Consider the following 20,255-nt stretch of genomic DNA (forward strand, 5'->3'; position numbering starts at 1 on the left):
AACTGCGCGCAAAGTGAACACAGGTAACAAATCGCGCCACCTTTTGGCGCGTCGCAAACAGGTAAAACACTGACGCAAGGGCAGGGCTCCAAAACGCCCCTGACCACTCATCACCGTGTGCCTGCGGTGACACTCTTTTGCACCTGCTCGCAGGCCCATTCCCACAAGTGCTACCGAATTGCTCACACGCAACGGGACAGGGCACTTGCCGCCATTGATGGCACTTATAACCCCTACTCGCCGCGTGTCATATATAGACACATTCCGACGTCGTTTTTAGGAGTTATTGAACGCACATTCAAATTTAGGCATGGCAATTGCTCTGTCATTACAAAGCCCGTCTCCCACGCGAGAACGATGGCAATAACAAGAGCCTCCGCCTGAGGCCATCACCCGCTTTGTGTGAGGAGATACCGCGATGACGTCGTTCAACTCCGGGGCCCAACCCCAGAACCGTGCGCCTCAATCCATCGGCTTTCTGCTGCTGGACAATTTCACGCTGATTTCCCTGGCCTCCGCAGTCGAACCTCTGCGCATGGCCAACCAGTTGTCCGGCCGCGAGCTGTATCGCTGGACCACCCTCACCGTCGATGGCGGTCAAGTCTGGGCAAGTGACGGTTTGCAGATCACGCCCGACGCCTCCATGCACAAAGCGCCCCCAATGGACACCGTCATCGTTTGTGGCGGTATCGGTATCCAGCGCACTGTTACCCGCGAACACGTGTCATGGCTGCAAAGCCAGGCCCGTCAGTCCCGACGCCTCGGCGCGGTCTGCACCGGCAGCTGGGCCCTGGCCTGCGCCGGCCTGCTGGACGGATTCGATTGCAGCGTGCACTGGGAATGCCTGGCAGCGATGCAGGAAGCCTTCCCGCGGGTGGCCATGAGTACCCGTCTGTTCACCCTCGACCGTAACCGTTTCACCAGTTCCGGCGGTACCGCGCCGCTGGACATGATGCTGCACCTGATCAGCCGCGACCACGGTCGTGAACTGTCGGCCGCGATCTCGGAGATGTTCGTCTACGAGCGCATCCGCAACGAACAGGATCACCAGCGCGTGCCACTCAAGCACATGCTGGGCACCAACCAGCCGAAGTTGCAGGAAATCGTCGCGCTGATGGAGGCCAACCTTGAAGAACCGATCGATCTCGACGAACTGGCGGTGTATGTCGCCGTGTCCCGTCGTCAGCTCGAGCGGTTGTTCCAGAAGTACCTGCATTGCTCGCCGTCGCGTTACTACCTGAAGCTGCGCCTGATCCGCGCCCGGCAGTTGCTCAAGCAAACGCCGATGTCGATCATCGAAGTGGCGTCGGTGTGTGGTTTCGTGTCTACGCCGCACTTCTCCAAGTGCTACCGCGAATACTTCGGCATTCCACCACGTGACGAGCGCGTAGGGTCCAATACCACGCAGCAAGTGGCGATGATGCCGCTGCCGCAAGCCCTGGTGCTGTCGCCGTTGTCCGGGCCGTTGTCGGCGTTGAGCCAGGCGCGTAATGAGTCGACCTTTGCCAGTGTAAGACTTTAAACCGGGGCGTATTCATCGCGGGCAAGCCCGCTCCCACAGGTTCCGAGTCGAAGCATCAATGATGTGATCGACAAAGAACCCTGTGGGAGCGGGCTTGCCCGCGATTGGATTTATCGGGCGACGTGGCTTTGTTGGTATTCCGCCAATGCTGGCAGCAATTGCTTGTCGATGGCCTGGCGCACGGCCGGCAGGATGGTCGCGCTGCTGGTGTACATCTGCTTGACCATGGTGCGCAGCACGATGGCCCGCTCGTTGTTCAAACCTCGCACCGCACACTCGCATGCCTGCTCGGCGGTGGCGCCGTTCGGCACTTGAAAGCCCAATGCCTTGAGCTGGCCCAACAGGTCTTCCTGGTCAATCAAATCGGCGTGCATCATGACGCAAATCCTTCTTCTGGGAACGGTGTCGTGGTTCGATTCTGGTAGGGGTGCGAAGTGGCGGCAAGAGCGATTTGTCGCTATGGCTGCATTGGCTATGAAAGCGTCGTTTTCGGGCTATTTCCCCGCGAAGAGAGTCGGCACACTGGACTCAGCTCGCTTCACGAAGGTTTGGTCACCCTAGCGCGGCAGCTCCTCAACAGTACCCTCTGCCTCGATCCTGTCACGGCTTGATCGGGGTTTTTTTTTGCCTGTGAATCCTGGATGGTTGTGTTGGATGTTCGGACGCCATCGCGGGCAAGCCACGCTCCCACAGGATCGGGTGACCCTCTATTTTGTGGACGACAACAAACCTGTGGGAGCGTGGCTTGCCCGCGATGAACGATAACGCGGTCTAGCGTTGCAACACCAAAATACGCGACAACAACTCATCCCGGTCCACATAACACCCCTGCAAATGCCGTGCTCCGGTGGCAGGGTCGAAGGCGTTACGGGCATGCAGGGTGCGGCGGTTGTCGAAGCACCAGAGTTCGCCCGGATTGAGCCTTTGCATCACCCGGAAGCGGTCCTCGCGGGTCATGGCGATGAAGCGGCGATAAGCGCGATAGAGCTTGGGCATTTGCTCCACCGACGCATCGAACGGGCCGCGCAGAAAGTTCGCCATGCGGATCTCCGACACTTGCCCCGAGGCATCCAGGGCGATGATCGGTGCGAGGCAGCGATAGTCGCTGTGGCGGTCCTTGTTGCGAAACTCCACAGGGATCTCGCACAGGCTTTTGAACGACTCGGGATCTTCCCGGCGCAGGGCGTCGGCGATGGCAAAACCGTCGACAAAAATACTCTCGCCACCCTCGGCATCGTTGACCAGGCAATGCAGAAATTGCAGCCCCGGTTGCAGCTCCCGAGTCGGCAAATCGCTGTGCAGCGGCAGGTTGAAAGCGGTGTAGGCGTTGCTGTCGGCATCGGCCTTGGATTGCACGTTGAACAGCACGCCGAAATTGCTCTCGCGGATGAAGGAAATGCGCTGCGCGATCAACTTCAGCGAGCCCGGTTCGGTGGGCACGCCACGGACCTGAGTCAGGCCGATATCCCGTACGGCGAGCAGCCACTGCAACAACGCGTCGTTGTCGTTCATCAACGCCTGATACTCGAACGCCGGCAGCTCTAGATCGCTGTGCCAAAGCCTGGCTTTCGGCTTGCCGGCCTGGCGCTCGGCGCGGGATTCGTCGTCGTAGGCATGGGCACGCAGCCACCCAGGGTCGAAGCGGCTGCGGTGGCCGTCCTGCCATTGGACGCTCAGGCAGCCTTCGACATCGACGCTGGTTTCGACAGGGAGCAGGTCTTCGGGGACATCGACAATTTCCAGCACCTGTTCGCGGGTCACCGTGTAGACGCATTGCGGGCACGGGCAGTTGTCCCGCAGCCACTGATGATGGAAAGGGCTGACGCGGTTGTCGGCCCACTTCACCAGAACACGATCCGCCATGGCCTGCACGCCTGTCAGCGCGCTGATCAACGGATAAGTACGGAAGTCAGCAAAAGCGGCGGCGGTGTTCATGCAATCTCCTTGTTATTTTTTTGGGGGTAATGCGATCACTCGGCCAATGTACGCGGGAGTTGGCAGGTCAGTCTGTTCGGCGACGATGGCTTGCAGTTTACCCAGGGTCAATTCGCTGAACGGTGTGGCGCTTGGCCCGGCGAGGTCGACGTGCAGCAGCATCTGCTCGTTGCCCGCCAGCTCCTTTGCATCACCCGCCAAATGCAGGCTGTGATAGAGGTGCAGGCGTTTGCTGTCGTGGCCGATGATCTGGGTGTGCACTTCGACGTCGGCGTCGAGTTTCACTTCGTGCAGGTAGTTGAGGTGCAGTTCCAGGGTGAACAGCGAGTTGCCGCTGGCTTCGCGGTTGTTGCTGTCCATGCCGAGTCGGTCCATCAGTGCGTCGGTGGCATAGCTGAAGATCAACAGATAGAACGCGTCGCGCAGGTGGCCGTTGTAGTCGACCCAGTCGGGGATTATTCGGGTTTGGTAGGTGGTTAGTGCGGGCATATTTCAGGTTCCAAAAGATGTGGTGACTGGACCGCCTTCATCGCGGGCAAGCCTTGCTCCCACAGGTTGGTCACAATTGCTGTGGGAGCAAGGCTTGCCCGCGATGAGGCCAGTCCTGCTGGCCTCAAGGCTTTGGCCTTACTCGCTGAAGGCCATCCCATGCTTCTCTTTGGTGGTCTTCACCGCCTCCAGCACCGCCAGAAGGCAGTCATCACGATAGCGCTCCAGCGCAGAAATGCTGTGTTTGCCCAATTGATCGCTGGTGCCGTCCACCACATCGTCGATCAGTTTGTCGGTCAGTTCAGGCGCGGGCAGATACGTCCATGGCAACTGCAACGCCGGGCCGAACTGTGCCATGAAGTGGCGCATGCCGGCATCGCCGCCAGCCAGGGTGTAGGTCAGGAAGGTGCCCATGAACGACCAGCGCAGACCGGCGCCAAAACGGATGGCATCGTCGATTTCGCCGGTAGTCGCCACACCGTCATTGACCAGGTGCAGCGCCTCGCGCCATAGGGCTTCGAGCAGGCGGTCGGCGATGAAGCCGGGCACTTCCTTGCGCACATGCAACGGGCGCATCCCCAGGGATTCATAGACTTTCATCGCTGCTTGCACCGCTTCAGGGGCGGTGTTTTTGCCGCCGACCACTTCTACCAACGGCAGCAGGTAAACCGGATTGAACGGGTGGCCGACCACGCAGCGTTCCGGGTGCGTGGCGCTCTCGTAGAACTCGCTTGGCAGCAGGCCTGAGGTGCTGGAGCCAATCAAGGCATTGGGCTTGGCGGCGGCGCTGATTTTGCTGTGCAGTTCGAGTTTCAGTTCAAGGCGTTCAGGGGCGCTTTCCTGGATGAAATCGGCGTCGCGCACGCATTCCTCGATGGTGGCGACGAAGCGCAGGCGGTCCTGCGAGGCACCGGGTGCCAGGCCTTTTTTCTCCAGCGCACCCCAGGCATTGGCGACGCGCTTGCGCAGCGCCGCTTCAGCGCCGGGCGCCGGGTCCCAGGCCACCACATCGAGGCCGTGGGCAAGGGCGCGGGCGACCCAGCCACTGCCGATGACACCGCTGCCCAGGGCGGCGAAGGTTTTGATTTCGGTGATAAAGGTCATGGCGACTTCCTAATGAGTTCGGTGATCCCCTGTAGGAGCAAAGCTTGCTCGCGATAGCGGTTTTTCGGCCGCAAAGATGCGTCGGATGTACCGGCGTCATCGCGAGCAAGCTTTGCTCCTACAGGGTTTTGTGTTTGGGATTAACCGCGCTGTTTCAGGCCCATTTTCTTGCGGCCTTCAGCCGGGGTCAGAACCCGGGCGCCAAGGCGGCTGAGGATTTCGCCGGCGCGCTCGACCAGTTGGCCGTTGGTCGCCAGAACGCCCTTGTCCAGCCACAGGTTGTCTTCCAGGCCGACCCGCACGTTGCCGCCGAGCAGCACGGCTTGCGCCGCCATCGGCATTTGCATGCGACCGATACCGAATCCGGCCCAGACCGCATCGGCCGGCAGGTTGTCGACCATGGCTTTCATGGTGGTGGTGTCCGCCGGGGCGCCCCACGGGATGCCCAGGCACAGCTGGAACAGCGGATTGTCGAGCAAGCCTTCCTTGATCATCTGCTTGGCGAACCACAGGTGACCGGTGTCGAAGATTTCCAGTTCGGCTTTCACGCCCAGTTCCTGGATGCGCTTGGCGCCGGCACGCAGTTGGGCCGGGGTGGAGACGTAAATGGTGTCGCCATCGCCGAAGTTCAGGGTGCCGCAATCGAGTGTGCAGATTTCCGGTAGCAGTTCTTCGACGTGGGCCAGGCGGGTCAGCGGGCCGACCAGGTCGGTGTTCGGGCCGAACTCCATCGGGTTCTCGCCTGCGCCGATTTCCAGGTCGCCGCCCATGCCGGCGGTGAGGTTGACGATGATGTCGACGTCGGCCTCGCGGATGCGCTCCATCACTTCACGGTACAGCGCCACGTCGCGGCTGAACTTGCCGGTTTGTGGGTCGCGAACGTGGCAGTGAACCACGGTGGCGCCGGCCTTGGCGGCTTCCACGGCGGCAGCGGCGATTTGTTTCGGGGTGACCGGCACGTGTGGGCTCTTGGCGGTCGTGTCGCCAGCACCGGTGAGTGCGCAGGTGATGATGACGTCGTGGTTCATGGGGCGGTTTCCTTCAGGCTTGATTTTTTGGCGTAGTGATCCCGTTCGCAGCCCGGTCGGGCTGCGAATGGGTGGTTCGGTTCGGTCTTATTTGCTGGTCAGCTTCAGGTTTTCAGCTGCAGGCTTGCCATCGAAGGTGGTCACGCCTGCGAGCCAGCGCTGCTTGTCTTGCGGGTGATCCTTGAGCCACTGCCTGGCCGATTCGAAGGCGTCCTTGTGTTCCAGCAGCGGCTGCATCATCCGGCTCTCGTCTTCGGCGGTGAAGGTCAGGTTGCTCAGCAGTTTGCCGATGTTCGGGCATTGTTCGGCGTAGGTCGGCGCGGTGACGGTCCAGACCGTGGCCATGCCTTCGTTCGGGCCCAGGGCGTCTTCACTGCCGGTGAGGTAGGTCATTTTCACGTTGACGTTCATCGGGTGCGGCGCCCAGCCGAAGAACACCACGGCCTCGTTGCGGCGCACGGCACGGTCCACTGCGGCGAGCATGCCGGCTTCGCTGGATTCGACCAGCTGGAACTTGCCCAGGCCGAACTGGTTCTTGGTGATCATCGCCTTGATCTGGGTATTGGCGCCCGAGCCTGGCTCGATACCGTAGATCTTGCCGCCCAGTTCTTTTTCGAACTTGGCGATGTCGGCGAAGGTTTTCAGGCCTTTGTCGTAAAGGTAGGTCGGCACGGCGAGGGTGGCGCGAGCGTCCTTGAGGCTTGGGGCTTGCAGCACTTTGACCTGGTTGGCATCGACGAACGGGGTGATGGTCTGGGTCATCAGCGGGTTCCAGTACCCCAGGAACAGGTCCAGGCGCTGATCGCGGATGCCGGCGAAGATGATCTGCTGGGAGGCGCTGGTTTGTTTGGTGTTGTAGCCGAGGCCGTCGAGCAATACCTGGGTCATGGCACTGGTGGCGATCACGTCGGTCCAGTTCACTACACCCATGCGCACGTTCTGGCACGCGGCGGGTTCGGCGGCCATGACACTGGCGCTCATCAAAGCGGTACCACTGAGTGCAAGAACACAGCTGCTGATCAGTCGTTTCATCTCGGGTTCCTCGGCAGTTCGTTATTGTGGGTCCGGTCGTCTTTGTGCGCCGGTGATGTCACGTTACGCAGCAAATCAGCCATGAAAGCGCACTGCGGCGACCGACTCTTGCACTGCAGCGACCTGTCCTCTTGAATGCCTGTTGCAAGTGGCGTATCAACGTCCTCACGCTCCCCGTCCTCTCGTTACTTGCCTGTCGAGTGCGCTCCATGTCCCAGGATTTCTATTTCTTGTTGATGCCGGGTTTCTCGGCCATTGGATTTATCTCGGCCATCGAGCCGCTGCGGGTCGCCAATCGTTTTCGTGGCGAGCTTTATCGCTGGCACGTATTGAGTGCCGATGGCGGGGCGGTGCTGGCCAGTAACGGCATGTCGGTCAACGCCGATGCGGCGCTGGAGCCGCTGAAAAAGGGCGCGACGTTACTGGTGGTCGCCGGCTTCGAGCCGCTGAAATTCGCCACTCCGGCCCTGGAACATTGGCTGCGTCGTCTGGACAACGAAGGCGTGACCCTCGGCGCCATCGACACCGGCAGTTTTATCCTCGCCGAAGCCGGCCTGCTCGACGGCCATCGCCTGACCCTGCACTGGGAAGCCATCGATGCCTTCAAGGAGTCCTATCCGCAGCTCAGCGTCACCCAGGAGCTGTTCGAGATCGACCGCCGACGCATCACCTCCGCCGGCGGCACTGCATCCATCGATTTGATGCTGGATCTGATCGCCCAGGCCCATGGCCCGGAACTGGCGATCCAGGTCAGCGAACAGTTCGTGCTCGGCCGCATCCGCCCGCGCAAAGACCACCAACGCATGGAAGTCGCCACGCGCTACGGCATCAGCAACAAGAAGCTCGTTCACGTTATTGGAGAGATGGAACAGCACAGCGAGCCGCCCTTGAGCACGCTGGAACTGGCGGAATCGATCAAAGTGACGCGCAGACAACTTGAACGGTTGTTTCGCCTGCACCTGAACGACACGCCGAGTAATTTCTACCTGAGGTTGCGCCTGGAGAAGGCGCGGCAATTGCTGCGGCAGACCGATATGAGTGTGTTGGAAGTGAGCATTGCCTGCGGGTTTGAATCGCCGTCGTATTTCACCCGCAGTTATCGGGCGAAGTATGAGCGGTGCCCAAGGGAAGATCGGCGTACCGCCAAGGCGTGATACGCAAGAACCACTGTGGGAGCGAGCCTGCTCGCGAAGGGGCCGGCACATTCAACAGGGATGTTGACTGATCCACCGCCTTCGCGAGCAGGCTCGCTCCCACCATGGGCAACTTATTTCTTCAGGAGTGCCGAGCAGGCCGCTTTGTAAGCCTCATGCTGATACTTGTTCAACGTCGCCGGCAGCTCAAAATCGTGCTTCTTGGCCTGCGCATTGATGGTCTGCGGCGACAGCAGCGTCACCTCGCAATTCTCCAGTAACTGGAAAACGCCCTCGATCTTGAACGTGGTCGGCCCACCGGCGAATTCACCTTTCTTGCTGCGCTTCTTGATCGCGATTCGATCTATCGAATTCTCGCGCACAAACGACGCAACCTGAGCGGCAAACACTTTGACATTGGCGGCTTCGTCGTCATCGTCCAGGGCGATTTTCTTGGTGGTCAGCGCGACATGGCTCAATGTCGAACCCTCAAGGGTGGCCACGGCGATGATCGCTTCGCTGCCTTTTATTTCGATGCCGCAGATTTTCATGTAGATCCCTTTAACCAAAAGATGTGTGCAGCCTACAGCTCTAGTTGATTGGCAGTGATACCAAACGCCGCGGCAATTTTTTCGCGAGTGGCTTTACGGGGTTTCGCGACGGTCTCTTGCTGAGCGAAGGCCGGTTGAGAAATACCCATGCGTTTGGCCACTTCATCCTGCGTAAGGTTCAAGTGCTCGCGCCATGCGCGGATCGGCGTTGCGCCGTCGACGATGCGACTGACCACTTCATGAGGGATCAGGTCGGGCTCGATTTTCTGTGCCAGGTATTGCGCGTAAGGAATAACCACGAACGCCGGGTTTCCGTCTGCATCATTGATAATTTGAACGTCAGTAGGTGCGTTCATCGCGTTTTTTGACCTCTTGAATGCTGACCACTTTGATTGCGCCATCCCAGTCGAACATGACCCGATAATTGCCGACTCGCAGACGGTAGGCGTAGTCATGGCCAACCAATGCTTTGACATTCCCTACATCAGGCATGCCGCCAAGAATCGTGACAGCGTCACGAACTTGAATCTGATGGGCGAAATGCAATTTCAGAAGCTGCTTAACAGCCTTTCGAGTCCAGTGGATGCTGTTCATGGAAGAATATAAGTCTTTTATAAGATTTGCGAATCTTTGCTTATATTTTCACGTTGGCCAATTGACGAAGGGTGTCGGAATGTTGCCCGATTGATAGGGTTGGCTCCGAAGCGATCTAGCGCTGTAAGGCTTGTCAGACGGGCTTGTGGGAAAGATCACTTTTTGAAAGGGGAATGCTGGCGGTGGTGCCAGCATCCGACAAAGGAGTGGTGTTACTCCTGCCCAATCGACTCCAAAAACTCCGACCGCTCGTCACTGGTGCGCGCCACGCAATCATTTTGCGCAATGGTGAACGCCTTGCTGCCGGCCGTGGCCGGGAAGGCTTCGACGGCGCAGTCGGCCTCACGGGTTTTCAGCCATTGTTGTTGTGCTGCCTTGAGCTTGGCGGTGATGTCGGCCAATTGCGTCGGGTTCTTGCCATACAGCGACTGCAGGCGCTCGTTCAGGTTTTTGTAGTTTTCGCTCAGCAGGTCTTCGGCCGTGGTCTTGCTGAAGGCGGAGCATTCCAGGGTCTGGACGTCGTTTTCGACTTTGTCGCAGGGGTTGTCGTCGGCTTCTTCCGCTGCGTGTACGCCGGTCGCAATCAGTGCCAGTGCCAGGATGATCGATTTCATGTATGTCGCCGCCCCTTTTCCAATAAAGCGTCCAGTGAAGCATTCTGAGTTGCGGCGAATTCTGGCCCATGCCGGCGCCCTTGAACAGGTCGCGAATTGTGCCTGGCGACGACCCTTTGTCGCGGATTGACGCTTTCGGCAATTCCCCTGTCGTTTTTGCACCCGGCTACCAAGGCACCGAGGCATATGCTGGCCCCAAAGCGCCGGCAGACGATTCGGCGCATGAATCGCTAAGAAGGGGACAGCCTGATGAGCCCAGCCGAATTGCACGCCGACAGCATCGTTATCGACGGGCTGATTATTGCCAAGTGGAACCGTGAGCTGTTCGAAGACATGCGCAAGGGCGGTCTGACCGCAGCCAACTGCACCGTGTCGGTGTGGGAGGGCTTCCAGGCCACCGTCAACAACATCGCCGCCAGCCAGAAGCTGATCCGCGAGAACAGCGACCTGGTGATTCCGGTACGCACCACGGCTGACATCCGCAAGGCCAAGGAGCAGGGCAAGACCGGCATCCTCTTCGGCTTCCAGAATGCCCACGCTTATGAAGACCAGATCGGTTACGTCGAAGTGTTCAAGCAGCTCGGCGTCGGTATCGTACAGATGTGCTACAACACCCAGAACCTGGTGGGCACCGGCTGCTACGAGCGCGATGGCGGCCTGTCGGGTTTCGGTCGTGAAATCGTCGCCGAGATGAACCGTGTCGGCGTGATGTGCGACCTGTCCCACGTCGGCTCCAAGACTTCCGAAGAAGTCATCCTCGAATCGAAAAAACCGGTTTGCTACTCCCACTGCCTGCCGTCGGGTCTCAAAGAGCACCCGCGCAACAAGTCCGATGAAGAGCTGAAGTTCATTGCCGACCACGGCGGTTTCGTCGGCGTGACCATGTTCGCGCCGTTCCTGGCCAAAGGCATCGATTCGACCATCGACGACTACGCCGAAGCCATCGAATACACCCTGAACATCGTCGGCGAAGACGCCATCGGTATCGGCACCGACTTCACCCAGGGTCACGGTCAGGACTTCTTCGAATACCTGACTCACGACAAGGGCTACGCCCGCCGCCTGACCAGCTTCGGCAAGATCATCAACCCGCTGGGCATCCGTACCGTGGGCGAGTTCCCGAACCTGACCGAGACATTGCTCAAGCGCGGCCATTCCGAGCGCGTGGTGCGCAAGATCATGGGCGAGAACTGGGTGAACGTCTTGAAAGACGTTTGGGGCGAATAAGCCGCCGCATCTCTGATCTTTTCCCCCGGCCGTCCGTGCCGGGGGCAACAACAAAATTTTTCTGGAGTTAAGTTTCCATGGCCAAGATCGCCCCGCAATTGCCTATCGAAGTCGACAGCGAAACCGGTGTCTGGACTTCCGACGCCCTGCCGATGCTGTACGTGCCGCGCCATTTCTTCGTCAACAATCACATGGGCATCGAGGAAGTGCTGGGCGCCGAAGCCTATGCCGAAATCCTCTACAAGGCCGGCTACAAGTCCGCCTGGCACTGGTGTGAAAAAGAAGCCGAATGCCATGGCCTGGAAGGCGTCGCGGTGTTCGAGCACTACATGAAGCGCCTGTCGCAGCGCGGCTGGGGCCTGTTCAAGATCCAGGACATCGACCTCGACAAGGGCACCTGCAGCGTCAAGCTCGAACACTCGGCGTTCGTCTACGTGTACGGCAAGGTCGGACGCAAGGTCGACTACATGTTCACCGGCTGGTTTGCCGGCGCGATGGATCAGATCCTCGCCGCTCGCGGCAGCAAGATCCGCACCGTGGCCGAGCAAGTCTACGGTGGCTCCGAAGAGGGCCACGAAGACGGCTTGTTCATCGTCAAGCCGTTGTAAGTCGAGGATCCCGCCATGGCTTTCGAAGCAATGTTCCAGCCGATCCAGATCGGCAAACTGACCATCCGCAACCGCGTGCTCAGCACCGCGCACGCCGAGGTCTACGCGACCGACGGCGGCATGACCACCGACCGGTACGTCAAGTATTACGAAGAGAAGGCCAAGGGCGGGATCGGCCTGGCGATCTGCGGCGGTTCGTCCGTGGTCGCCATCGACAGCCCGCAGGAATGGTGGAGTTCGGTGAACCTGTCCACCGACCGCATCATTCCGCACTTCCAGAATCTGGCCGACGCCATGCACAAGCACGGCGCCAAGATCATGATCCAGATTACCCACATGGGCCGTCGTTCCCGTTGGGATGGTTTCAACTGGCCGACGCTGATGTCGCCGTCGGGCATTCGTGAACCGGTGCACCGCGCCACCTGCAAAACCATCGAGCCGGAAGAAATCTGGCGGGTGATCGGCAACTACGCGCAAGCGGCACGTCGCGCCAAGGCCGGTGGCCTGGACGGTGTCGAGCTGTCGGCCGTGCACCAGCACATGATCGACCAGTTCTGGAGCCCGCGGGTCAACAAGCGTACCGACGAATGGGGCGGTACCTTCGAAGGCCGTATGAAGTTCGGCCTGGAAGTGCTCAAGGCCGTGCGCGCCGAGGTCGGTGACGATTTCTGCGTGGGCATGCGCATCTGCGGTGACGAGTTCCACCCGGATGGTCTGTCCCATGAAGACATGAAGCAGATCGCCAAGTATTACGACGACACCGGCATGCTCGATTTCATCGGCGTCGTGGGTTCGGGTTGCGACACCCACAACACCCTGGCCAACGTGATTCCGAACATGAGTTATCCACCGGAGCCGTTCCTGCACCTGGCCGCCGGTATCAAGGAAGTGGTCAAGGTTCCGGTGCTGCACGCGCAGAACATCAAGGACCCGAACCAGGCGACCCGTATTCTGGAGGGCGGTTACGTCGACATGGTCGGCATGACCCGCGCGCATATCGCCGACCCGCACCTGATCGCCAAGATCAAGATGGGCCAGGTCGACCAGATCAAGCAGTGCGTCGGTGCCAACTACTGCATCGACCGTCAGTACCAAGGCCTGGATGTGCTGTGCATCCAGAACGCGGCAACCTCCCGTGAATACATGGGTGTGCCGCACATCATCGAAAAGACCACCGGTAAAAAACGCAAGGTAGTGGTGGTCGGCGCCGGCCCTGCGGGGATGGAAGCCGCCCGCGTGGCTGCCGAGCGTGGCCACGACGTGACCCTGTTCGAGAAAAAGGAATTCATCGGCGGGCAGATCACCACGGCGTCGAAAGCGCCCCAGCGCGACCAGATCGCCGGTATCACCCGCTGGTATCAGCTGGAACTGGCACGCTTGAAAGTCGACCTGCGCCTGGGCACCGCGGCGGATGCGCCGACCATCATGGACCTGCGTCCGGATGTGGTGGTACTGGCGGTCGGCGGTCACCCGTACCTGGAGCAGAATGAACACTGGGGCGCAGCTGAAGGCCTGGTGGTTAGCAGCTGGGACGTGCTCGATGGCAAGGTGGCGCCAGGCAAGAACGTGCTGGTCTACGACACCATTTGTGAGTTCACCGGCATGTCCACCGCCGACTTCCTCGCCGACAAGGGCAGCCAGGTCGAGATCGTCACCGACGACATCAAGCCCGGCGTGGCGATTGGCGGTACGTCGTTCCCGACTTACTACCGCAGCATGTACCCGAAAGAAGTGATCATGACCGGCGACATGATGCTGGAGAAGGTCTACCGCGAAGGCGACAAGCTGGTGGCGGTGCTGGAAAACGAATACACCGGCGCCAAAGAGGAGCGGGTGGTGGACCAGGTGGTCGTGGAAAACGGCGTGCGTCCGGACGAAGAAATCTACTACGCGCTGAAGGAAGGCTCGCGCAACAAAGGCCAGATCGACGTCGAAGCCTTGTTTGCGATCAAGCCACAGCCTTGCCTGGAGCAGAGCGGCGACGGCTACCTGCTGTTCCGCATCGGCGACTGCGTGGCCCAGCGTAACGTCCACGCGGCGATCTACGACGCCCTGCGGCTGTGCAAGGATTTCTAAGAGCTTGCACATAACCCTGTGGGAGCAAGGCTTGCCCGCGATTGCGTTGGAACATTCGACGAATCTTTGTCGGTAGAAATACCGCCATCGCGAGCAAGCTTTGCTCCCACAGGAAATCGGGCAAGGCATCCAGGTAGTTTGGCCTGCAAGACCCTGCGGTCTTTGGGAGCTTCACCATGTTGAACACCCTTCTTCCAATCCTGTTGTTCGCTGCCCTGGGCCTCGCGGTTCTGGGCGCGTTGCGGCGGATAAACATGTGGCGCCGGGGCCGGGCCTCGAAGGTCGACCTGATCGGCGGCCTGTTTGCCATGCCCAAACGCTACATGGTCGACCTGCACCACGTGGTGGCGCGGGACAAGTACATTGCCAACACCCACGTCGCCACGGCCGGCGGCGCGGTGGCGTCCATCGTGCTGGCGATTCTGGTGCATGGTTTCGGTTTGCATAACCGCTTGCTCGGTTATGCGCTGCTGTTGATGACGGCGGTGATGTTCGTCGGCGCGATCTTTGTGTACCTGCGTCGTCGCAACCCACCTTCACGCCTGTCGAAAGGCCCGTGGATGCGCCTGCCGAAAAGCCTGTTGGCGTTCTCGGCGTCGTTCTTCCTGGTGACCCTGCCGGTGGCAGGCATCCTGCCGGAAAACTTCGGTGGCTGGCTGTTGGCGGTGATTCTCGGTGTCGGCGTGCTGTGGGGCGTGTCCGAATTGTTCTTCGGCATGACCTGGGGCGGGCCGATGAAGCACGCCTTTGCCGGTGCCCTGCACCTGGCCTGGCACCGTCGCGCCGAACGTTTTGGTGGTGGTCGTTCCACGGGTTTGAAGCCACTGGATCTGGAAGACCCGACTGCACCGCTGGGCGTGGAAAAACCCAAGGATTTCACCTGGAACCAGTTGCTCGGTTTCGACGCCTGCGTGCAGTGCGGTAAATGCGAAGCGGCGTGCCCGGCGTTCGCCGCCGGCCAGCCGCTGAACCCGAAAAAACTGATTCAGGACATGGTCGTCGGCCTGGCCGGCGGCACCGATGCCAAATTCGCCGGCAGTCCGTATCCGGGCAAAACCATCGGTGAGCACGCGGGCAATCCGCATCAACCGATCGTCAACGGTCTGGTGGATGCCGAAACCCTGTGGTCGTGCACCACTTGCCGTGCTTGCGTCGAGGAGTGCCCGATGATGATCGAGCACGTCGATGCCATCGTCGACATGCGCCGCCATCTGACTTTGGAAAAAGGCGCGACCCCGAACAAGGGCGCCGAAGTCCTGGAAAACCTGATCGCCACCGACAACCCGGGCGGTTTTGCACCGGGAGGGCGGATGAACTGGGCGGCGGACTTGAACCTCAATCTACTCAGCGAGAAGAAATCCACCGACGTGCTGTTCTGGGTTGGCGACGGCGCCTTCGACATGCGCAACCAGCGCACTCTGCGTGCCTTCGTCAAAGTGCTGAAAGCGGCGAAAATCGACTTCGCGGTGCTGGGCCTCGAAGAGCGTGACAGTGGTGACGTGGCCCGACGCCTGGGCGACGAAGCGACCTTCCAGTTGCTGGCCAAGCGAAACATCCAGACCCTGGCCAAATACAGCTTCAACCGCATTGTCACCTGCGACCCACACAGCTTCCACGTGCTGAAAAACGAGTACGGCGCCTTCGACGGCAATTACCTGGTGCAGCACCACAGCACCTACATGGCCGAAATCATCGACGCCGGCGCGCTCAATCTCGGCCAGCACAAAGGCAACAGCGTGACCTATCACGATCCGTGCTATCTGGGCCGCTACAACGGCGAGTACGAGGCACCGCGCGAGGTACTGCGCGCCCTCGGCATCGAGATCAAGGAAATGCAACGTTCCGGCTTCCGTTCGCGCTGCTGCGGCGGTGGCGGTGGTGCGCCGATCACCGACATTCCGGGCAAACAACGAATTCCCGACATGCGCATGGAAGACATTCGCGAGACGGGCGCCGAACTGGTGGCCGTGGGTTGCCCACAGTGCACCGCGATGCTTGAAGGTGTGGTCGAACCACGGCCGTTGATCAAGGACATCGCCGAACTGGTGGCTGATGCGCTGTTGGAAGACGAAGTCCCGAAGTCGTCAACACCGGCCAAACGTGAACCTGCGGAGGTGCACTGATGAGCGACATTATCCGCCGCGACCCCCGCGCCGAATGGATCGCCCGTAACCGTCTGCACCCGCTGCACGCGGCGATGCAACCGGCGCAACACAGCTGGATGGGGCCCAATGGCGTCATCCGCAAGAATCTGCATGGCATGGGCTTTATCGGCCCCAACGGGATCAAGCGCATCGACCGCAGCGGCGCGCAACAGGGCGGGTCGGCCAAGCGCTCGGCCGCCGTTGAAGTGCAACTGCCATTGCATCAGGTGCCTGCACCGGCGTTCTACATCAGCGTGGTGCCGGACATGGTCGGTGGCCGTTTGAGCAGTCACGACAAGGATTTGCTGGGCCTGGCCCATCAACTGGCCGGTAAGGACGGCGCGGTACTGGCCGTGGTTTTCGGCGAACACAAGGAAAGCGCCTTTGCCACGGCGGGCGTCGACCGCCTGCTGGTGCTTGAAGGCGACGAATTCAGCGGTTATGCACCGGAACAACGGGTCCAGGGCCTGCGGGCTGTGGATAACCAGTTCAACCCGCGTCACTGGTTGCTGCCGGACAGCCGCAGCGGTGGCGGCGAATTGGGTCGGCGCTTCGCCGCGGCTTTGGGCGAACGCCCGGCCACGCGGGTCTGGCAGGTCAAGGATCAGGAGTGCATCGGCCGCGCCGGTGCTGGCTTGCAAGACTTGGCCCGTCCGGTCGCGCGCCTGATTCTGGCTGCCGTCGAATGCGCCGAGCCGGTCAGCGAAACCCGTCACGAAGCCTTGCCGGTGGAGTTATCCACAACCGTCGCGCGCAGTCTCTCGCGCATCGAGGATCTGGGCGCGGTGGCGGTGGACCCGGCGGCAATTCCCATGGCCGAGGCCGAGTTCATCTTCTCCGGCGGCAACGGGGTCAAGGATTGGGACTTGTTCCACCAGACGGCGGCCGCGCTCGGCGCCACCGAAGGGGCATCCCGGGTGGCGGTGGACGATGGCTTCATGGCCCGGGACCGCCAGGTCGGTGCGTCCGGTACCTGGGTCACTGCACGGGTCTACGTGGCGGTGGGGATTTCCGGGGCGATCCAACACCTGCAAGGCATCGGTGCCTGCGACAAGGTGGTGGCGATCAACCTCGACCCTGGCTGCGACATGATCAAACGGGCCGACCTGTCGGTGATCGGCGAGAGCGCCGAGATTCTTCGAGCCTTGATCGCGGCGGTAGAGGCTTACCGCAACGACGCCAAGCGCGATGCGGCTTAAGGGAAGGAAAGGGTTATGAGCACGAAAATCATCAGCCTGGTGTCCATCGGCGCCCACCCGACGTCCGGCCGGCCACGTCGCGCGGAGCAGGATGCGCGGGCGGTGGAATTGGGTCTGCAATTGGCTGGGGATAACTTGCAGGTGCTGCATGCCGGCGATGTTGCCGAGCCGGCGTTGCGGGCTTATCTGGGCATGGGCCTGGAACAGCTGCATGTGCTGGAACAGCCGCAAGGCGCGGACGCGCTGCCAGCGTTGACCAGCTATCTGCGTGATGCCGGGGCCCAGGTGGTGCTGACCGGTAGCCAGGCGGAAACCGGTGAAGGCTCGGGCATGCTGCCGTTCCTGCTGGCCGAAGGCCTCGGCTGGCCGCTGGTGGTGGGGCTGGCCCAGGTCGAGTCCATCGACGGAGGTTCGGCTTTGGTGTTGCAAGCCTTGCCCCGTGGCCAGCGTCGTCGCTTGAAGGTGCGTTTGCCGTTTCTGGCGACTGTGGATAACGCCGCGCCCAAGCCACGGCAGAGCGCCTACGGCCCGGCCCGGCGCGGGGTATTGCAGGCCGATGAGGTGGAAATCGTCGACGATGAACTGTTGGCGGTCGCCACTCTGCAACCGGCCAAGCCGCGGCCAAAACGCTTGAAAGTCATCAAGGCCAAGAGCGGCGCTGACCGGATGAAAGCCGCAACGGCGAAAGCCAGTGGCGGCGGTGGACAAGTGCTCAAGGGCGTTACGGCGCAAGCTGGGGCTGAAGCGATCCTCAAACTTCTGATCGAGGAAGGCGTGGTTCGCTAGATCTTCTGTAGGAGCGAGCCTGCTCGCGATGGTGGTCAACGATGACGCGGGATGCCTGAATGAACGTGGTGTCCTCAGGTTTTTCGCGAGCAGGCTCGCTCCTACAATTTTGATCTCCCACCGGATGCCCGCATTACCAGAATTCATGGGGAAACAATGGCAGTTGAATTTCGTTCGGCAGTCCGCGCCGATGCGCGGGAGATTGCGCGGTTGTTCCAGATTTCATCAGAGGGCGCTTCGGATTACATCTGGAGCCAGATCGCAGAGCCCGGCCAGGATCTGCTGGACGTCGGCGCCCTGCGCTACGCCCGTGACGACGTGGATTTTTCCTGGCAAAACTGCCTGATCGCCGAAGCGCAAGGGCAGGTCGTGGGCATGATGCACAGCTATGTGATGCGTTACGATCCATTCGCGGTGCCGGTGACCGATCCTGTACTGGCACCCTATGCCACGATGGAAATTCCCGACACCCTCTACATTTCCAGCCTGGCGCTGCATGAAGGCTGGCGCAATCAGGGGCTGGGCAAAGTGTTCCTCGCCTACGCCTACGATCGCGCCAATCAGCTGGGGCTCAACGGCCTGAGCCTGATCGACTACGCCGCCAACACCGGCGCCCGGCGATTCTATGAACGCCATGGTTTCCGTATCGTTGATCGATGCCAGATCACGCCACATCCGATGATTCGGGTGACGGGTGAGGCTTATCTCATGTATCGGCCCTAGCGCCGATCCTCTGTAGGAGCGAGGCTTGCCCGCGAAGAGGCCATCTCATCCGACAAGGATGTCGCCTGACACACCGCTTTCGCCAGCAAGCCGGCTCCTACAGGAAGCCTTTCCCCTTCGCGTTGGACTACATTTTACTGTGCGCTGGTAAGGGTGCAGCACGCTGTTACGGAGCTTTCATAGATTCAGCGCTGATCATAAAACCTGGTTTTTATGAGCGGGTTGGCGATGAAGCCTCTAACGCTGTTTCTGTTTGTATGGGTTGCCATTTTTTCGCCAGGAACGTTGGCCGATACACGGCTGAACAAGCCTGTACCGCTTTATGAGCCCGAGCAGGACTTCAATCAATGGTTGGCATCTGATCAGGGACCAAAAGCCTCCCTGACGCAAATGCGCGAGCGTTGCGACCGTGTGCTGGATGCTGCGAAGAACCTGGATTGCTCCGTGACGGTGATCGCCCGCATGTTCGAGCTCAAGGCCGCCAATCAGCTGCCTGATTACTATCTGGCGATCAAGCGCAAACACGCGCCGGCCATAGAGGCCGATCAAGAGCTGAAAATGTTGTTCTCGATGTTCGGGGAGCAGTCTCTGTTGACCCTGAGGACGACTGGCGATTTCACGGTGAAAAGAACATCACAGCGTGAAGTCCTCAGGATTCATTCGTATGCCAGTGACTATTTCATTGCCGGAGAGCAGCTGCCCTTCATTGATGTCGCTGCGGCCAATGGTCATTCGGCCCGTTTCGTTCTCGACACCGGCGCCCCGCAAACCCGGGTCAATGTCGACACCGCCCGGCAGATGGGGATCAAGTTGCTGACCGACTCCCACTACGCCTACGGCACGTTCTACGGCGAGGGCAACCTGCCCGCCAGGCTCGGCATTCTCGACTCGCTGAAGGTGGGCGCCAGCGAATTCCACAACGTGCTGGTGTTTGTCAGCGATCGGGACAACTTGCTGGGGCTGGATCTGATCAGCAAGTTAGGGCACCTGAAGTTGGCCCGTAAAACCCTGGAGCTCAACCCCGCCCGGTCCCCGCGCTGCGACTCACCGATCAACTACACCCGCACCGACCTCAACCAGCGACTGACCATCGCGGCTAGCCTGGACAACCGGACGACGCAGGCCATCGTCGATACCGGCAATGTCGACTACCTGACGTCGGCCATGCCGGGTGAGCAGGTCAATGTCGTGCAGTCCATGACCCCTGGCAATTCCCCTCCCGATACCCCCGATAGACATCGCTACCAACGCTTCAAAGGCGTGCTGAACCTGCCTGGCCATAGCCTGCCGATCACTTACAAATACTACCCGGGCTTCACCATCCCGCCGTCGTGGGTGAGCGGGCGGTATGTGCCGTCGGTTCTACTGGGGTGGCGGGCATTCGATGATTTTGAGTTGAATCTGGATATCGACGCGGGGCGGTCGTGTTTCAACAAGGTTTGATGAGCGCCTGGCGGTGTTTACCCACAATCCCTGTTGGCGGTTCTGTG

At 60.5% G+C, this 20,255-nt stretch carries 20 protein-coding genes; 10 read left to right on the top strand and 10 right to left on the bottom strand.

Annotated features, from left to right (window positions below; translation table 11 throughout):
* Positions 1–418: 418 nt before the first annotated feature.
* Positions 419–1,522 (top strand): choline metabolism transcriptional regulator GbdR, encoded by a 1,104-nt coding sequence (gene gbdR / locus GPL81_RS01445; protein ID WP_090325880.1) that lies wholly within the window; start codon positions 419–421, stop codon positions 1,520–1,522.
* A 110-nt stretch (positions 1,523–1,632) separates the two neighbouring features.
* Here the strand turns inward: gbdR and GPL81_RS01450 are convergent, their stop codons facing one another.
* The 6 genes from GPL81_RS01450 to GPL81_RS01475 all read right to left on the bottom strand — a co-directional run bounded on the left by GPL81_RS01450 (position 1,633) and on the right by GPL81_RS01475 (position 7,110).
* Positions 1,633–1,899, bottom strand: a complete 267-nt coding sequence (locus GPL81_RS01450; protein ID WP_095195956.1) for a hypothetical protein — start codon at positions 1,897–1,899, stop codon at positions 1,633–1,635.
* A gap of 394 nt (positions 1,900–2,293) precedes the next feature.
* A complete protein-coding gene (locus GPL81_RS01455; RefSeq protein ID WP_160104918.1) occupies positions 2,294–3,457 on the bottom strand; it encodes a gamma-butyrobetaine dioxygenase in 1,164 nt (387 codons plus the stop codon).
* A gap of 12 nt (positions 3,458–3,469) precedes the next feature.
* A complete protein-coding gene (locus GPL81_RS01460; RefSeq protein ID WP_160104919.1) occupies positions 3,470–3,946 on the bottom strand; it encodes a thioesterase family protein in 477 nt (158 codons plus the stop codon).
* 138 nt (positions 3,947–4,084) lie between these two features.
* The gene (locus tag GPL81_RS01465) at positions 4,085–5,050 is read right to left on the bottom strand and encodes an L-carnitine dehydrogenase (RefSeq protein ID WP_160104920.1); all 966 of its coding nucleotides are present in this window, start codon (positions 5,048–5,050) and stop codon (positions 4,085–4,087) included.
* Between the two features lie 140 nt (positions 5,051–5,190).
* Complete coding sequence (gene cdhC, locus GPL81_RS01470; protein WP_095195952.1) at positions 5,191–6,078, bottom strand: 3-dehydrocarnitine:acetyl-CoA trimethylamine transferase CdhC; 888 nt, start codon at positions 6,076–6,078, stop codon at positions 5,191–5,193.
* An 87-nt stretch (positions 6,079–6,165) separates the two neighbouring features.
* Complete coding sequence (locus GPL81_RS01475; RefSeq protein WP_160104921.1) at positions 6,166–7,110, bottom strand: choline ABC transporter substrate-binding protein; 945 nt, start codon at positions 7,108–7,110, stop codon at positions 6,166–6,168.
* Positions 7,111–7,319: 209 nt separating this feature from the next.
* Between GPL81_RS01475 and GPL81_RS01480 the strand changes: the two genes are divergently transcribed.
* Positions 7,320–8,264: a GlxA family transcriptional regulator gene (locus GPL81_RS01480; RefSeq protein WP_085716447.1), complete on the top strand. Its 945-nt coding sequence runs from the start codon at positions 7,320–7,322 to the stop codon at positions 8,262–8,264.
* A 113-nt stretch (positions 8,265–8,377) separates the two neighbouring features.
* Here the strand turns inward: GPL81_RS01480 and GPL81_RS01485 are convergent, their stop codons facing one another.
* The 4 genes from GPL81_RS01485 to GPL81_RS01500 form a co-directional block, all read right to left on the bottom strand.
* Positions 8,378–8,794, bottom strand: a complete 417-nt coding sequence (locus tag GPL81_RS01485; protein ID WP_160104922.1) for a DUF3010 family protein — start codon at positions 8,792–8,794, stop codon at positions 8,378–8,380.
* Positions 8,795–8,826: 32 nt separating this feature from the next.
* Positions 8,827–9,150, bottom strand: a complete 324-nt coding sequence (locus tag GPL81_RS01490) for a helix-turn-helix domain-containing protein (RefSeq protein ID WP_160104923.1) — start codon at positions 9,148–9,150, stop codon at positions 8,827–8,829.
* On the bottom strand, positions 9,134–9,388 hold the full coding sequence (locus GPL81_RS01495) for a type II toxin-antitoxin system RelE family toxin (protein ID WP_160104924.1): 255 nt from the start codon (positions 9,386–9,388) through the stop codon (positions 9,134–9,136). Before GPL81_RS01495 ends, GPL81_RS01490 begins: the two co-directional genes overlap by 17 nt.
* A gap of 212 nt (positions 9,389–9,600) precedes the next feature.
* Positions 9,601–10,002, bottom strand: a complete 402-nt coding sequence (locus GPL81_RS01500) for a lysozyme inhibitor LprI family protein (protein WP_096514537.1) — start codon at positions 10,000–10,002, stop codon at positions 9,601–9,603.
* A 249-nt stretch (positions 10,003–10,251) separates the two neighbouring features.
* Here GPL81_RS01500 and GPL81_RS01505 point away from each other — a divergent pair, with 249 nt between their 5' ends.
* The 8 genes from GPL81_RS01505 (at position 10,252) to GPL81_RS01540 (ending at position 20,208) form a co-directional block, all read left to right on the top strand.
* Positions 10,252–11,229 (top strand): dipeptidase, encoded by a 978-nt coding sequence (locus GPL81_RS01505; protein ID WP_096514542.1) that lies wholly within the window; start codon positions 10,252–10,254, stop codon positions 11,227–11,229.
* A 77-nt stretch (positions 11,230–11,306) separates the two neighbouring features.
* Positions 11,307–11,837 (top strand): DUF5943 domain-containing protein, encoded by a 531-nt coding sequence (locus tag GPL81_RS01510; RefSeq protein WP_008019495.1) that lies wholly within the window; start codon positions 11,307–11,309, stop codon positions 11,835–11,837.
* A gap of 15 nt (positions 11,838–11,852) precedes the next feature.
* Positions 11,853–13,913 (top strand): dimethylglycine demethylation protein DgcA, encoded by a 2,061-nt coding sequence (gene dgcA / locus GPL81_RS01515; RefSeq protein WP_160104925.1) that lies wholly within the window; start codon positions 11,853–11,855, stop codon positions 13,911–13,913.
* A 176-nt stretch (positions 13,914–14,089) separates the two neighbouring features.
* Positions 14,090–16,036: a dimethylglycine demethylation protein DgcB gene (gene dgcB, locus GPL81_RS01520; RefSeq protein ID WP_160104926.1), complete on the top strand. Its 1,947-nt coding sequence runs from the start codon at positions 14,090–14,092 to the stop codon at positions 16,034–16,036.
* Positions 16,036–17,256: an electron transfer flavoprotein subunit alpha gene (gene etfA, locus GPL81_RS01525; RefSeq protein ID WP_160104927.1), complete on the top strand. Its 1,221-nt coding sequence runs from the start codon at positions 16,036–16,038 to the stop codon at positions 17,254–17,256. The genes dgcB and etfA overlap by 1 nt, the downstream gene beginning before the upstream one ends.
* Before the next feature lie 15 nt (positions 17,257–17,271).
* Complete coding sequence (gene etfB, locus GPL81_RS01530) at positions 17,272–18,042, top strand: electron transfer flavoprotein subunit beta (protein ID WP_160104928.1); 771 nt, start codon at positions 17,272–17,274, stop codon at positions 18,040–18,042.
* A gap of 156 nt (positions 18,043–18,198) precedes the next feature.
* On the top strand, positions 18,199–18,765 hold the full coding sequence (locus GPL81_RS01535; RefSeq protein ID WP_160104929.1) for a GNAT family N-acetyltransferase: 567 nt from the start codon (positions 18,199–18,201) through the stop codon (positions 18,763–18,765).
* Between the two features lie 228 nt (positions 18,766–18,993).
* On the top strand, positions 18,994–20,208 hold the full coding sequence (locus GPL81_RS01540) for a retropepsin-like aspartic protease (protein ID WP_160104930.1): 1,215 nt from the start codon (positions 18,994–18,996) through the stop codon (positions 20,206–20,208).
* The last annotated feature ends 47 nt before the right edge of the window (positions 20,209–20,255 follow it).

The organism is Pseudomonas izuensis (genome assembly GCF_009861505.1).
Taxonomy (GTDB): Bacteria; Pseudomonadota; Gammaproteobacteria; order Pseudomonadales; family Pseudomonadaceae; genus Aquipseudomonas; species Aquipseudomonas izuensis.

What these genes read in the sequence shown, in the direction of transcription:
- gbdR (WP_090325880.1), top strand. Translation starts at nt 419, where the DNA reads ATGACGTCGTTCAACTCCGGGGCCCAACCCCAGAACCGTGCGCCTCAA.
- GPL81_RS01450 (WP_095195956.1), bottom strand. Translation starts at nt 1,899, where the DNA reads ATGATGCACGCCGATTTGATTGACCAGGAAGACCTGTTGGGCCAGCTC.
- GPL81_RS01455 (WP_160104918.1), bottom strand. Translation starts at nt 3,457, where the DNA reads ATGAACACCGCCGCCGCTTTTGCTGACTTCCGTACTTATCCGTTGATC.
- GPL81_RS01460 (WP_160104919.1), bottom strand. Translation starts at nt 3,946, where the DNA reads ATGCCCGCACTAACCACCTACCAAACCCGAATAATCCCCGACTGGGTC.
- GPL81_RS01465 (WP_160104920.1), bottom strand. Translation starts at nt 5,050, where the DNA reads ATGACCTTTATCACCGAAATCAAAACCTTCGCCGCCCTGGGCAGCGGT.
- cdhC (WP_095195952.1), bottom strand. Translation starts at nt 6,078, where the DNA reads ATGAACCACGACGTCATCATCACCTGCGCACTCACCGGTGCTGGCGAC.
- GPL81_RS01475 (WP_160104921.1), bottom strand. Translation starts at nt 7,110, where the DNA reads ATGAAACGACTGATCAGCAGCTGTGTTCTTGCACTCAGTGGTACCGCT.
- GPL81_RS01480 (WP_085716447.1), top strand. Translation starts at nt 7,320, where the DNA reads ATGTCCCAGGATTTCTATTTCTTGTTGATGCCGGGTTTCTCGGCCATT.
- GPL81_RS01485 (WP_160104922.1), bottom strand. Translation starts at nt 8,794, where the DNA reads ATGAAAATCTGCGGCATCGAAATAAAAGGCAGCGAAGCGATCATCGCC.
- GPL81_RS01490 (WP_160104923.1), bottom strand. Translation starts at nt 9,150, where the DNA reads ATGAACGCACCTACTGACGTTCAAATTATCAATGATGCAGACGGAAAC.
- GPL81_RS01495 (WP_160104924.1), bottom strand. Translation starts at nt 9,388, where the DNA reads ATGAACAGCATCCACTGGACTCGAAAGGCTGTTAAGCAGCTTCTGAAA.
- GPL81_RS01500 (WP_096514537.1), bottom strand. Translation starts at nt 10,002, where the DNA reads ATGAAATCGATCATCCTGGCACTGGCACTGATTGCGACCGGCGTACAC.
- GPL81_RS01505 (WP_096514542.1), top strand. Translation starts at nt 10,252, where the DNA reads ATGAGCCCAGCCGAATTGCACGCCGACAGCATCGTTATCGACGGGCTG.
- GPL81_RS01510 (WP_008019495.1), top strand. Translation starts at nt 11,307, where the DNA reads ATGGCCAAGATCGCCCCGCAATTGCCTATCGAAGTCGACAGCGAAACC.
- dgcA (WP_160104925.1), top strand. Translation starts at nt 11,853, where the DNA reads ATGGCTTTCGAAGCAATGTTCCAGCCGATCCAGATCGGCAAACTGACC.
- dgcB (WP_160104926.1), top strand. Translation starts at nt 14,090, where the DNA reads ATGTTGAACACCCTTCTTCCAATCCTGTTGTTCGCTGCCCTGGGCCTC.
- etfA (WP_160104927.1), top strand. Translation starts at nt 16,036, where the DNA reads ATGAGCGACATTATCCGCCGCGACCCCCGCGCCGAATGGATCGCCCGT.
- etfB (WP_160104928.1), top strand. Translation starts at nt 17,272, where the DNA reads ATGAGCACGAAAATCATCAGCCTGGTGTCCATCGGCGCCCACCCGACG.
- GPL81_RS01535 (WP_160104929.1), top strand. Translation starts at nt 18,199, where the DNA reads ATGGCAGTTGAATTTCGTTCGGCAGTCCGCGCCGATGCGCGGGAGATT.
- GPL81_RS01540 (WP_160104930.1), top strand. Translation starts at nt 18,994, where the DNA reads ATGAAGCCTCTAACGCTGTTTCTGTTTGTATGGGTTGCCATTTTTTCG.